We start from the raw sequence: 13067 nt of genomic DNA on the forward strand, positions 1-13067 counted from the left end.
CCGCTCCCGTACCGGGAAGCGCGAGGGCCGGTCAGCTCCCCAGCTGACCGGCCGCACGCTGCCGTCCGCCGCACCCCCGTCCCCACGGGGCTGAAGGCTCGATGTCCCCGACCCGGGCCGCTCTCCCGGGTCCGGGGCGCCGCTCAGCGCCCCAGCATCACGCCCACGGACGACGCCTGTGTGACCACCGCTTCCCAGCCGCCGAAGACGACCACGAGCAGGGTCGCGAGAGGGAGGACCATGGCGGTCGCCACCAGCGGGTGACGGCGGCCGGAGGGGCGGGGGGCCATCCGCGGGGCCGGGTACGCCATGGTTCCTCTCCTGTCGTGTCTGGACGCGGCGGGTGCGGTGACCTCGGGGGACGAGTGCTGCACCCGCCGCTCGACCTCAAATCTAGGCAGCGTCGGCCGCCCGGACGTCATGCCCGCGTACCGACTTCCGGGCCTCCCGGAGGATGACGCCCCGCCGCCCGGCGTACTCCCCTGGGTGGAGACGGCTCCCCCGGAATGAGGGTCTTCCCGGAAGGGTCCCCCGAGGCCGCGTGACGTCCCTCACGTTTGCCGCCCGGCCCCGGGGTGTCGCCAGGGCCTCGGACCAACCACGCTGATACGAAGGGGTGTTGACGGCCGCGCGGGCTGACCGGGCCTCAAGTGTGCCCCTCAGCACTGACAATCGAAGCGGCCGCGAGGGCGCGGCCTGTGAGCACGCCGGGGCGGCGGTACGTAAGCTGTGCCACGTCGAACGGACGAGGGGACGGACATGGCGATGATGCGGCTCCGGCGCGAGGACCCGCGGATCGTCGGGTCGTTCCGGCTCCACCGCAGGCTGGGAGCCGGCGGCATGGGAGTCGTGTACCTGGGCTCCGACCGGCGCGGTCAGCGCGTGGCGCTCAAGGTGATCCGGCCCGACCTGGCCGAGGACCAGGAGTTCCGCTCCCGGTTCGCCCGCGAGGTCTCCGCCGCCCGGCGGATCCGCGGCGGCTGCACCGCCCGGCTCGTCGCCGCCGACCTGGAGGCCGAGCGCCCCTGGTTCGCCACCCAGTACGTGCCCGGACCCTCCCTGCACGACCGCGTCGCCGAGGAGGGCCCGCTGCGGGCCGCCGACGTCGCCGCCATCGGCGCCGCCCTCTCCGAAGGGCTCGTCGCCGTGCACGAGGCCGGCGTCGTCCACCGCGACCTCAAGCCGTCCAACATCCTGCTCTCCCCCAAGGGCCCGCGGATCATCGACTTCGGGATCGCCTGGGCCACCGGCGCCAGCACCCTGACCCACGTGGGCACCGCCGTGGGATCGCCCGGCTTCCTCGCCCCCGAACAGGTCCGGGGCGCGGCCGTCACCCCCGCCACCGACGTCTTCTCGCTCGGGGCCACCCTGGCGTACGCCGCCATGGGCGACTCCCCGTTCGGCCACGGCAGCTCGGAGGTCATGCTCTACCGCGTCGTCCACGAGGAGCCGCAGCTCCACGGCGTACCCGACGCGCTCGCCCCGCTCGTCCGGGCCTGCCTCGCCAAGGATCCGGAAGAGCGCCCCAGCACCCTCCAGCTGTCCATGCGGCTCAAGGAGATCGCCGCACGCGAGGCCCAGGGGCTGCCCGCCGCGCCCCGGGCGCCCGGCCAGCGGGAACGCGTCGAGGAGCGCAGCACGCTGCGGCCCACCGAGCGGTACACCGAACGCAGCACGGAGCGGTCCGGCGGGCGGACCGGTGAGGGGGGTGCGGGTGACCGGCCCACCGGCGGGCACGGGCGTGCGACGGGCGCCCGGCCGTCCGGGTCCCGGCCGTCCTCCCCCCGTACGGGAGCGGGCTCGCGGGCCGCGAAGCCCCGCCCCGGCACGCGGCCCGGGGCGCGCAACACCTCCACCGGGCGCCGGCCCGCCAACCCTCGGCTGCTGCGTCAGCGGCTCTTCGTCTTCGTCGTCGTGACGCTCGTCGTCGCCCTGGGCATCGCCGCGGCGCAGGCGCTGCAGGGGTAGGCGCGGCGGGGGCAGGCGCTGCGCGGGCAGGTGGGTTACGGCTGCGGGCGGCCGCTCGTGACCGCGTAGAACGCCACGGCCGCCGCCGCGCCCACGTTCAGCGAATCCACCCCGTGCGCCATCGGGATGCGCACCCACTCGTCCGCCGCGCGCAGCGCCTGCGTCGACAGGCCCTCGCCCTCCGCGCCCAGCATCAGCGCGACCCGGTCGAGGCGGTGCGGCGCGGCCTCGTCGATGGACGTGGCCTGCTCCGCCGGGGTCAGCGCGAGCACCTTGAAGCCCGCCTCCCGTACGGTCTCCAGACCGCGCGGCCAGGTTTCCAGGCGCGCGTACGGGACGGAGAACACCGCGCCCATCGACACCTTCACCGACCGGCGGTAGAGCGGATCGGCGCAGTCCGGGGAGAGCAGCACGGCGTCCATGCCGAGCGCGGCGGCACTGCGGAAGATGGCACCGATGTTGGTGTGGTCGTTGACCGACTCCATGACCGCGACGCGGCGGGCCGAGGCGAGCAGTTCCGTCGCGTCCGGCAGCGGCTTGCGCTGCATCGAGGCCAGGGCGCCGCGGTGCACGTGATAGCCCGTGACGCGCTCGGCGAGGTCCGGCTGCACCGCGTACACCGGGGCCGGGACCTCGTCGATCACGTCCCGCATGGCGTCGACCCACTTGGCCGACAGCAGCATCGACCGCATCTCGTACCCCGCCTGCCGCGCGCGGCGGATCACCTTCTCGCCCTCGGCGATGAACAGCCCCTCGGCGGGCTCGCGCCGGCGGCGCAGTTCGACGTCGGTCAGACCGGTGTAGTCGCGCAGGCGCGGGTCGTCGGGGTCGTCGATCGTGATGAGTTCGGCCACGGGGTGATACTGCCTTGTCCGGTGGGTGGTGCCAATGCGTGCGGGCTGAGGGCGGGGCGGGACGCCCGTGGTCACTTCACCAGCTTGTCGGGGCCCTCGTTCACGACGTCGCCGATGACGATGACCGCCGGCGGGCGGACCTCCTGGGCCTTCACGGTCTCGGCGACCGTCGCGAGCGTCGCGTCGACGCGGCGCTGGGTGGCCGTGGTGCCCTCCTGGACCAGGGCCAGGGGCGTGTCCGGGGACTTGCCGTGGGCGATCAGCGCCTCCGCGATCTTTCCGATCTTGTCGACGCCCATCAGGATCACGAGGGTCCCGGTGAGCTTCGCGAGGGACGCCCAGTCCACCAGGGACCGCGGGTCGTCGGGGGCCACGTGGCCGCTGACCACCGTGAACTCGTGCGCCACCCCGCGGTGCGTGACCGGGATGCCCGCGGCGCCCGGCACCGAGATCGAGCTGGAGATGCCCGGCACGACCGTGCAGGCGATGCCCTCGGCGGCCAGTGCCTGGGCCTCCTCCATGCCGCGGCCGAAGACGAACGGGTCGCCGCCCTTGAGGCGGACGACCGACCTGCCCTGCTTGGCGTGCTCGATCAGCGCGTTGTTGATGGCCTCCTGGGCCATGAATCGGCCGTACGGGATCTTCGCCGCGTCGATCACCTCGACGTGCGGAGGGAGCTCCGACAGCAGGTCGCGCGGGCCCAGTCGGTCCGCGATGACGACGTCCGCCTCGGCGAGGAGCCGGCGGCCCCGGACGGTGATCAGGTCGGGGTCGCCCGGGCCGCCGCCGACGAGCGCGACGAACGGGGTGCGGGAGCGGTGGGAGGGAGCCGTGATCGAGCCGTCGCGGAGGCTCTCGACGACGGCGTCCCGGACGGCCGCCGAGCGGCGCGGGTCGTGGCCCGTGAGGACGGCGACGGTCACGCCCTCGCTGTGGCCGGTGGCCGGGGTCCAGGCGGTGGCCGCCTCCGCGTCGTCGGAACGCACGCACCAGGTGCGGGTCCGCTCGGCCTCGGCGGAGATGGCGGCGTTCGCCACCGGGTCGGTGGTGGCGACGAGGGCGTACCAGGCGTCGGCCAGGTCCCCTTCCTCGTAGCGGCGCTTGATCCAGGTGATCTCGCCGGCCTCGGCCATCGCGTCCACGGACGGGGTGGCGGACGGCGAGATCAGGGTGATCGACGCGCCTGCCGCGATCAGGGCCGGGAGCCGGCGCTGGGCGACCTGGCCGCCGCCGAACACGACGACGCGGCGGCCGGCGAGGCGCAGTCCGACGGGGTAGGCGGGGTGCTCGGCGGGGACGGCGTGCTCGGCCATGGTGCGGGCGGCTCCTTGAAAAGGGGCGGTGTGTGCCCCAAACGATATCGGTGACCTGCGGGTTTCTCGCTGTGACGGATCTCCCCCGGGGCCGAGCGCCGTCGGTCGGTGCGAGGGGGGACGCGCACGGCCCCCACTCCCGGTGGGCGGGAGTGGGGGCGCGTGGCTGCTACTTCTCCGTGACGCCCGCGGAGTCGAACGTGGCGACCTCGTGCATCGCCCGCGCGGCGCTCTGCACCACCGGGAGCGCCAGGAGGGCTCCGGTGCCCTCGCCGAGGCGCAGGTCCAGGTCGACCAGGGGGCGCAGGCCCAGCTTGTTGAGGGCGGCGACATGGCCCGGCTCGGCGCTGCGGTGGCCCGCGATGCAGGCGGCCAGCGACTCGGGGGCGATGGCACGGGCCACGAGGGCGGCCGCGCCGGTGGAGACGCCGTCGAGGATGACCGGGGTACGGAGCGAGGCCGCGCCCAGGATCAGGCCGACCAGCGCCGCGTGCTCCAGGCCGCCGAGCGCCGCGAGGACGCCGATCGGGTCCGCCGGGTCCGGCTTGTGCAGGTCGAGGGCGCGGCGGACCACGTCCACCTTGCGGGCGTGCATCTCGTCGTTGATGCCCGTGCCGCGGCCGGTGACCTCGGTCGGGTCCACGCCCGTGTAGACGGAGATGAGGGCCGCGGACGCGGTGGTGTTGGCGATGCCCATCTCACCCGTGAGCAGCGCCTTGTTGCCGGCGGCGACGAGGTCGCGGGCGGTCTCGATGCCCACCTCGACGGCCGCGACCGCCTCCTCGCGGGTCATGGCCTGGGTGATCGTGAAGTCGGCGGTGCCCGCGCGGACCTTGCGCGGCAGCAGGCCCGGCGTCGCGGGGAGGTCGGTGGCGACGCCCACGTCGATGACGCAGACCTCGGCGCCCACCTGGTTCGCGAAGGCGTTGCAGACCGCCCCTCCGCCGAGGAAGTTCGCGACCATCTGGCCGGTCACCTCCTGCGGCCAGGCGGTGACGCCCTGGGCGTGCACCCCGTGGTCGCCGGCGAAGATCGCCACGGCGGCCGGCTCCGGGATCGGCGGCGGGCAGATCCGGGAGAGGCCCGAGAGCTGGGCGGAGATGATCTCCAGCATGCCCAGGGCGCCCGACGGCTTGGTCATGCGCTTCTGGCGCTCCCACGCCTCGCCGAGCGCCTTGGCGTCCAGCGGGCGGATGTTGGCGACGGTCTCCTGGAGCAGGTCGTGCGGCTCCTCGCCGGGCAGGGCACGGCGTCCGTACGTCTCCTCGTGGACGACCCAGGACAGCGGGCGGCGCTTGGACCAGCCCGCCTGCATCAGCTCCGGCTCCTCCGGGAACTCGTCGACGTAGCCGACGCACAGGTACGCGACCACTTCGAGGTGCTCGGGCAGGCCGAGGGCGCGGACCATCTCACGCTCGTCGAAGAAGCTGACCCAGCCGACGCCGAGGCCCTCGGCGCGGGCGGCGAGCCACAGGTTCTCGACGGCGAGCGCCGAGGAGTACGGGGCCATCTGCGGCTGCGTGTAGCGGCCGAGGGTGTGGCGGCCGCCCCGGGTCGGGTCGGCGGTCACGACGATGTTGACCGGGGTGTCGAGGATGGCCTCGATCTTCAGTTCCTTGAACTGCTTCGCCCGGCCCTTGGGGAGGGACTTGGCGTACGCCTCGCGCTGGCGCGTGGCGAGCTCGTGCATCGTCCGGCGGGTCTCGGCGGAGCGGATGACGACGAAGTCCCAGGGCTGCGAGTGGCCGACGGAGGGGGCCGTGTGGGCGGCCTCCAGGACGCGCAGGAGCACCTCGTGCGGGATGGGGTCGGAGCGGAAGCCGTTGCGGATGTCGCGGCGCTCGCGCATCACGCGGAGCACGGCCTCCCGCTCTGCCTCGTCGTAACCGGGGGCACGGTCGGGGGACGCGCCGGCGGTCTGATCCTGGGCCTCTCGCGTCTCGGGGGCCGGCTCCTGGGTGGCCTGCGCCTCGGCGACCTGCGCCTCGGCGGCCGGGTTCTGGGGGGTCGGGTCCTGGGCGACCTGCGCCTCGGCGGTCGTGTCCTGTGCGACCTGCGCCTCGGCGGGGGTCGCCTCGGCCGTCGAAGCCTCGGCCGGCGGCTCCTCGGTGGGCAGCGTTTCGGCGGGCAGCGCGTCGGGGGCGGGCTCCGCGGCGGGAGCCGTCTCGGCGGACTGCGCGTCCGGGGCGACCACCGCGGCCGACTGGGCCTCGGCCGGCGGCTCCTCGGCGGGGAGGGCCTCGGCCACCGGGGCCTCGGCGGGCTGGGCCTCGGCGGGCTGGGCCTCGGCGGGCTGGGCCTCGGCGGGCAGCTCTTCGACCGTGGGCGCCTGAACCACGGGTGCCTCGGGCGAGGCGGCTTCGGGCGCGGACGCTTCGGGCAGCGGCTGCTGGGCGGCCGGGGACTCGGCCGCCGGGGCCTCGGGAGTGGCCTGCTCGGCGGCGGGGGCCGCGTCCGACGGGGCCTGGCTCACCGGCTCCTGAGTGACCGGCTCCTGGGGCGCGGGGGCCTCCGCCGCCGCGTCCTCCACGACCACGACCGCGGCGGGACCCTCCTGGGCGGCGGCCGGGGTCTCCTCGGCGGGAACCGGGGCCGGGGCCTCCGCCACGGGGGCGGCCTCGACCGGGACCTGCGCCACCGGCTCCGCCTCCGGCTCGCGCGGGGCGGGGACCTCGGCGACGGGCTCGGGAGCCTGTTCGGCCACGGGCGCCTCAGCGGGAGCCTGTTCGGCCACGGGTGCCTCGGCGACGGCCGGGGCCGGCTCCTCGGCGGATGCGGGGGCCGGGGCGGGCTGCTCCGCGACCGGGACGGCCTCCGGCTCGGGCTGCGGGGTCGGGGCGAGATGCGGGGTCGTCGGGACGGAGCCCTCGACCGGAACGAACTGGGCGACCGGCGGGACGACCGTTTCTGCGGGGGCGGCTTCCGCGGGGGCGGCGACGGGCTCCTGGGGCTGCGCCGGCCACGGCATCGCGCCCTGCGGCGCGGTCTGCTGGTCCTGGGGCGCGGCCGGCTGGTCCTGCGCCGGCACGTCGAAGTACTGCGGGCCCTCGGTCGGCGGGCCCGGCGTGCGGACCGGGATCGGGGCGGGCGCCGTCGCCGCGACCGGGGCGGGCTGCGGGGCAGGAGCGGCGGGGCCGCGGTCGGCCAGCGAGCGCACCACACCGGCACCGGCCTCGGGGACGGGCGGGCCCATGTGCAGGGGGCGGCGGGCGGGCGGCGGGGTCGGCGCGCCGGCCTCCGGCATGCGGACCGCGCCCAGGTCGACGGAGCCGGAGTCACGGCCCGCGGCCTCATGGGCACCGGTGTCGAGGACCCCCGGCTCGTAACCGTGGTCGAACCCCGGCTCCATGGGCACGCCGTGCGCCGGAGTGCCCTGCTGGGGGACCTGCACACCGTGCGGCGGGGTGCCGGTCACCTGCTCGATGGGGGCGGTGAGCGGGTCGACCGGGGCGGGCACCGCCACCGGCGGGGCGGGCTGGACGCCCGGCTGGTGCTCGCTCCAGGCACCCTGCGAGCCCGGCATCAGGAGCAGGTCGTCGTCCTCGGCTGCGTTCTCGGAGGGGTCCAGGAAGGTGTACGCCTCCGGAGCGGGGATGCCCGGCTGCTCGACCATGCCTGCGTTCTCCGGCAGCCCCTCGCCCGGGATCTGGCCGGTGTCCGTCATGCTGCGTACCCCTCGCCCATCGGTTGTGCTCCTTCAGACCTTGCCCGTCAACAAGAACGAGCGTGCGCGCCGCGCGGCACGAGGCACGCGGACACCCATGCATTGTCGCGGCCTCGGGCCATCGTGGCAGGCGGATCCGCCACGGTGCGCTGTGGACTGCGCCACGTCGCGCCGTCCCCCACTGCTCCGTACCACATCAGCGGCCCAATGGGGCCACAACTTCCGGACATTGGAGGCCAAACCGCCTCACGCCTGGGTGCGGTACAACAATCGGCCAGCCTACCCCGCCCCGCCGACAACGCGATCACGGGTGGGGCCTCAGGTCCTGCGGCCGGACAGGAGGAAGACGACGGAGCGGGCGCGCTCGGTCCAGTCGCCCGGGTCGAGGCCGACGGTCTGGAGCAGGGCGCATTCGACGTCGTAACCGCCCTCGGCGAGGGCGGCGCCGACGGCCTCGGCCTCGTCGCGGGTGGCGGCGTGCGCGACGATCCGCTCGGGCCTGCGGTCGGTGCAGGCGGTGACGACGGGGACTCCCCCGCCGCCGATGCGGACGACGTCCGGCTCGGGCAGGCTCTCCAGGACGTGCGGCGCGCGGCCGTGGACGGTCTGGAGCTGGACGCCGGCGCCGCGGGCGGCGGCCGAGGTCCGGGCGCAGGCCTCCGGGTCGAGGTCGACGGCGATGACGGCGGCGCCGAAGCGGGCGGCGTCGACGGCGAAGGTGCCGTCGGCGCAGCCGATGTCCCAGACGAGGTCGCCGATCCGGGGGCCGAGGCGGGCGAGTTGGGCGGCGCGCAGGGTGGCGTCCTGGCCGGTGCGGCCGCCGGTCTCCCCGGTGGGCAGGGCCCAGCCGCGTACGGCGGGCGTGTCGTGGCCCATGAGCCAGCCTCCGGCGGTGCTGACGCCGATGCCGCCGATGACGAGGACGACGTTGGGGTCGCGCCAGGCGTGGTCGGCGGCCTTGTCGGAGGTGAGGACGCTGACCTGTTCGCGTTCGGTGCCGAGGGCCTCGCAGATGACGAAGGTGCGGTGGACGCCGTCGAGGAGGAGGGCGAGTTCGGCGGGTCCCGCGCCGGGCGAGGTGAGGACGGCGACCTTGGGGTGGGCGCGGCAGACGTTGACGGCGCGGCGCAGGGTGCGCTGGTGGGCGACGACGATCCGGGCGTCGTCCCAGGGCATGCCGGCGCGGGCGAAGGCGGCGGCGACGGAGGAGACGGCGGGGACGACCTCGACCTCGAGGCCGTGTTCGGGGGCCCGCAGGGTGCGGACGACGCCGAAGAAGCCGGGGTCGCCGTCGGCGAGGACGACGGCGGTGCCGCGGTGGGCGGCGATGCGGCGGGCGGCGAGGTCGACGCTGCCGAGGCGGACGCGTTCGGCGGTGGGCGGCACTTCGGGCAGCGCCAGGTGGTGCGCGGCGCCGGCCACGAGGGTGGCGGCGGCGAGGGCGGACCGGGCCGCCGCGGTGAGGGGTGAGCCGTCCCAGCCGATCACCGTGACCCGGTCGGCCATCTGTGTCTGTCTCCCTCAGGTCGTGCAGGTCAGGGGCTGGTCCGAGCCTACCGGGGCGGTCAGCTCCAGTCGGCGTAGGTGGAGTAGCCGGCCTCGGACATCTGGTCGGCGACGCCGTCGAGGTCCTCGGGGAGGAGGCTCCAGACGATGAGGTCGGTGCGGATGTCGGTCCACTCGCCGGACTCGGTCTGGCTGCGCGCTATCCATGCGTTGCGCAGGACGCCCTCGCTGATGCAGCCGATCTTCTGGGCGACCTGCTGGGAGGCGGTGTTGTCGGCGGCGGTGCGCAGTTCGAGCCGTTCGAAGCCGCGGTCGCCGAAGAGCCACTGGGCGACGGCGAGGACGGACTCGGTGGCGTATCCCTCGCCGCGGGCCCAGGGGGCGGTCACGTAGGCGACCTCGGTGGCGCGGGTGCGCCAGTTGGTGTTGTGGAGGTGGACGGTGCCGACGAGGCGCTGGGTGAGGAACTCGGTGACGGCGAAGACGATGCCGCGGCCTTCGGTGCGTTCCGCAGGAGCGATCCTGCGGACCCATGTCTCGGCGTCCGCACGGGTGTACGGGTGCGGTACGGAGGTCCAGGCGACGACGAGTTCGTCGTTCATCATCTCCACGAAGGCGGGGATGTCGGCCTCTTCGTACGCGCGCAGCACCAACCGGTCCGTGCTGATGGAGATGGACGGGAAGGTCGTAGTCATGCGCAGCTCCATACGTGAAGACCGTGAACGCACAGCATGCAGCATGGGGATGCCGCCGCGCATGCGCGGGTGAGCCGAAGGCCCCGCGTGCCGGACGGGGCGCGCGGGGCCTTCGGTGCGGGGGCGGTACCGCCGGGACTACTTCGCGGGGGTGCCGAAGGCCGGGACGACCGAGCCCTTGTAGGTGTCCTCGATGTACTTCTTCACCTCGGGCGAGTTGAGGAGCTTGACGAGCTTCTGGACGCGGGCGTCCTTCTCGTTGCCCTCCTTGACCGCGAGGAAGTTGGCGTAGGGGTTGCCCTCCGCCTTCTCCAGGACCAGGGCGTCCTTGGCGGGCTGGAGCTTGGCCTCGATGGCGTAGTTGCCGTTGATGACGGCGGCGTCGACGTCGTTCAGGGCGCGGGGCACGGTGGCGGCCTCCAGCTCCTTGAACTCCAGGCCCTTCTTGTCGGTGATGTCGGAGAGCTTGGCGTCGGTGCCGACGCCCGCCTTGAGGGTGATGAGCCCGTTGTCGGCGAGCAGGTGGAGGGCGCGGCCCTCGTTGGTGGTGTCGTTGGGGACGGCGACGGTCTGGCCGGCCTTGATGTCCTTCACCGACTTCAGGCTCTTGGAGTAGAGGCCGAGCGGCTCCAGGTGGACGTTCGCCACCGGGACGATGTGGGTGCCGTTCTTCTTGTTGAAGTCGTCGAGGTACGGCTTGTGCTGGAAGAAGTTGGCGTCGACCTGGCCGGTCTCGGTGGCGGTGTTCGGCAGGACGTAGTCCGTGAACTCGCGCACCTCCAGCTTCAGGCCCTCCTTCTCGGCGAGGTTCTTCTTGACGAAGTCCAGGATGTCGGCGTGCGGCGTCGGGGACGCGGCGACGACGAGGGGCTTGTCGGCGGAGCCGGCGCCGTCCTTGGTGGAGGACGGGTCGGAGGAGGTGCCGCAGGCGGTGAGGCCGAGGGCGAGGGCGGCGGTGGCGGCGATGCCGGCGGTGAGCTTGATGTTCTTGCGCACGAAGAGTGCCTCTTTCCGGTGGAGCGGTGGTCGCCTGGACAACAAGTCCGGGCTCTTCTTCGGGGTACGAAGTCGGGGGGTGCCGTTACGCGGTGCGGCCGCGGCGGGCGAGGAGGCGGACGATCCCGTCGCCGATGAGCTGGACGACGGTGACGATCACGACCAGGACGACGACGGTGACCAGCATGAAGGTGGTGTCGAAGCGCTGGTATCCGTAGGTGACGGCCTTGGAGCCGAGTCCTTCGCCGCCGACCGCGCCGGCCATCGCGGAGTAGCCGATGAGCACGATCACGGTGGTGGTGACGGCGGAGACGAGGGAGGGCAGGGCCTGCGGGAGCAGGACCTTGCGGACGATGGTGGGGATGCCGCCGCCCATGGCCTGGACGGCCTCGACGAGCCCGTGGTCGACCTCGCGGATCGCGGTCTCGACGAGCCGTGCGAAGAAGGGGATGGCGCCGATGGCGAGCGGCACGATCATCGCGGTCGGACCGATGAAGGTGCCGACGACGAGGGTGGTGAAGGGGATCAGCGCGATCAGCAGGATGATGAAGGGCAGCGAGCGGCCCACGTTCACGATCGCGCCGACGACCTTGTTCACCGGCAGGTTCTGCAGCAGTCCGCCCTTGTCGGTGAGGACGAGGAGGATGCCGAGCGGGAGGCCGCCGATGACGGTGACGACGGTGGCCCACAGGACCATGTAGAGGGTGTCGACGGTGCCCTGCTCGAGCAGCGGCTGCATCTCGGACCAGGTCACTTGGCACCTTCCTTCGCCAGGACCGGGGCCTCGGCGGGCGCCGGGCGGTCCTCGGGTTCGACGATCTCGATCTGGAGGCCCTGCTCGCGCAGGAAGCCGACCGGGACGACGTTGTCCTCGTAGCGGCCGGGGAGTTCGATCCGCATGCGGCCGATCTGGCGGTCGCCGACGGTGTCCATGGCGGCGCCGAGGATCGAGATGTCGATGTTGTACGTACGGGAGAGCTGGGAGATCACCGGCTGGGTGGCGGTCTCGCCGTGGAAGGTGACGTCCACGACGGTCCGGTCGGGGCCGGTGGCGGCGCCGCTGACGGGGAAGAGCTCGGCGGCCAGCTGGGAGCCGGGGGTGGCGAGCAGTTCGCCGACGGTGCCTGCCTCGACGATGCGGCCCTTCCGCATGAGGGCGGCGGAGTCGCAGATGGTCTTGACGACGTCCATCTCGTGCGTGATGAGCAGGACGGTGAGGCCGAGCTGCTGGTTGAGGTCGCGCAGCAGCTGGAGGATGGAGCGGGTGGTCTCCGGGTCGAGGGCGCTGGTGGCCTCGTCGGAGAGGAGGACCTTGGGCTTGCCGGCGAGGGCGCGGGCGATGCCGACGCGCTGCTTCTGGCCGCCGGAGAGCTGGCCGGGGTAGGCCTTGGCCTTGTCGGCGAGGCCGACGAGGTCGAGGAGTTCCAGGGCGCGGCGGCCGCGTTCGGCGCCGGAGACGCCGAGGATCTCCAGGGGCAGCTCGATGTTGTCCTTGACGGTGCGCGAGGACAGCAGGTTGAAGTGCTGGAAGACCATGCCGATGCTGCTGCGGGCGCGGCGCAGGTCCTTGCCGGCGCGGCGGCTCTTGCCGGCGAGGGCGGTGAGGTCGACGCCGTCGACGGTCACGGTGCCGGAGGTGGGGCGCTCCAGGAGGTTGACGCAGCGGATGAGCGAGGACTTTCCGGCGCCGCTCTGGCCGATCACGCCGAAGACCTCGCCCTCGCGGACATGGAGGTCGACGCCGTCCAGAGCGGTGACCTGGCGGCCTCGCGACTCGTAGACCTTGGTCAGGCCCGAAGTGGTGATCACAGGTTTTCCGTCACTGTCGAGTGCGCGGCGCGGGGTCCGCCGTGCACGGGGCATTCGTCGTTCGGACAGTCAGGCGCAGGCGGTCGCTGTCGCGGCTGGTGGCCGGGAGGCAGCGCGTGCGCGGGGCGGGGCTCGGTCCGGGACCCGGGGGTGCGGACCGGCTCGGCCGTCGGGGACTCGCTTCGGGGCGCGGGTCTCTGGCGGGGGCCCTCAGATGGCGCACATTCGACACATACAACGAGCACCGGGCGGCGTGATCGCC

Annotated in this window: 10 protein-coding genes; 1 reads left to right on the forward strand and 9 read right to left on the reverse strand. The window is 73.9% G+C overall.

Translation table 11 applies throughout. The features are described 5' to 3' along the window. Positions 1-143 precede the first annotated feature (143 nt). Complete coding sequence (locus ABTZ91_RS14290) at positions 144-311, reverse strand: hypothetical protein (protein WP_352077426.1); 168 nt, start codon at positions 309-311, stop codon at positions 144-146. A gap of 448 nt (positions 312-759) precedes the next feature. Here ABTZ91_RS14290 and ABTZ91_RS14295 point away from each other — a divergent pair, with 448 nt between their 5' ends. Further along, a complete protein-coding gene (locus tag ABTZ91_RS14295; protein WP_352077427.1) occupies positions 760-1968 on the forward strand; it encodes a serine/threonine-protein kinase in 1209 nt (402 codons plus the stop codon). Between the two features lie 35 nt (positions 1969-2003). Here the strand turns inward: ABTZ91_RS14295 and ABTZ91_RS14300 are convergent, their stop codons facing one another. The 8 genes from ABTZ91_RS14300 to ABTZ91_RS14335 form a co-directional block, all read right to left on the reverse strand. Continuing rightward, positions 2004-2822 carry an RNA methyltransferase gene (locus ABTZ91_RS14300; protein ID WP_352077428.1) on the reverse strand — a complete coding sequence of 273 codons (819 nt, stop codon included), beginning with the start codon at positions 2820-2822 and terminating at the stop codon, positions 2004-2006. A gap of 71 nt (positions 2823-2893) precedes the next feature. Continuing rightward, positions 2894-4135, reverse strand: coding sequence for a uroporphyrinogen-III C-methyltransferase (gene cobA, locus ABTZ91_RS14305; RefSeq protein ID WP_352077429.1), 1242 nt, complete (start codon positions 4133-4135; stop codon positions 2894-2896). Positions 4136-4304: 169 nt separating this feature from the next. Then, a complete protein-coding gene (cobT, locus tag ABTZ91_RS14310; protein WP_352077430.1) occupies positions 4305-7799 on the reverse strand; it encodes a nicotinate-nucleotide--dimethylbenzimidazole phosphoribosyltransferase in 3495 nt (1164 codons plus the stop codon). Positions 7800-8117: 318 nt separating this feature from the next. Further along, positions 8118-9305, reverse strand: a complete 1188-nt coding sequence (gene cbiE / locus ABTZ91_RS14315; protein ID WP_352077431.1) for a precorrin-6y C5,15-methyltransferase (decarboxylating) subunit CbiE — start codon at positions 9303-9305, stop codon at positions 8118-8120. A gap of 59 nt (positions 9306-9364) precedes the next feature. Next, positions 9365-10012 (reverse strand): GNAT family N-acetyltransferase, encoded by a 648-nt coding sequence (locus ABTZ91_RS14320; RefSeq protein ID WP_407077956.1) that lies wholly within the window; start codon positions 10010-10012, stop codon positions 9365-9367. Between the two features lie 126 nt (positions 10013-10138). After that, positions 10139-10996 carry a MetQ/NlpA family ABC transporter substrate-binding protein gene (locus ABTZ91_RS14325; RefSeq protein WP_352077433.1) on the reverse strand — a complete coding sequence of 286 codons (858 nt, stop codon included), beginning with the start codon at positions 10994-10996 and terminating at the stop codon, positions 10139-10141. An 85-nt stretch (positions 10997-11081) separates the two neighbouring features. Then, entirely contained in the window at positions 11082-11750 is a 669-nt protein-coding gene (locus ABTZ91_RS14330) for a methionine ABC transporter permease (protein ID WP_345490186.1), read from the reverse strand. Beyond that, positions 11747-12805 (reverse strand): ATP-binding cassette domain-containing protein, encoded by a 1059-nt coding sequence (locus ABTZ91_RS14335; RefSeq protein ID WP_352077434.1) that lies wholly within the window; start codon positions 12803-12805, stop codon positions 11747-11749. Before ABTZ91_RS14335 ends, ABTZ91_RS14330 begins: the two co-directional genes overlap by 4 nt. Between the last annotated feature and the right edge of the window lie 262 nt (positions 12806-13067).

The organism is Streptomyces sp. NPDC126499, from assembly GCF_040302485.1.
In the GTDB taxonomy this organism is placed as follows: domain Bacteria; phylum Actinomycetota; class Actinomycetes; order Streptomycetales; family Streptomycetaceae; genus Streptomyces.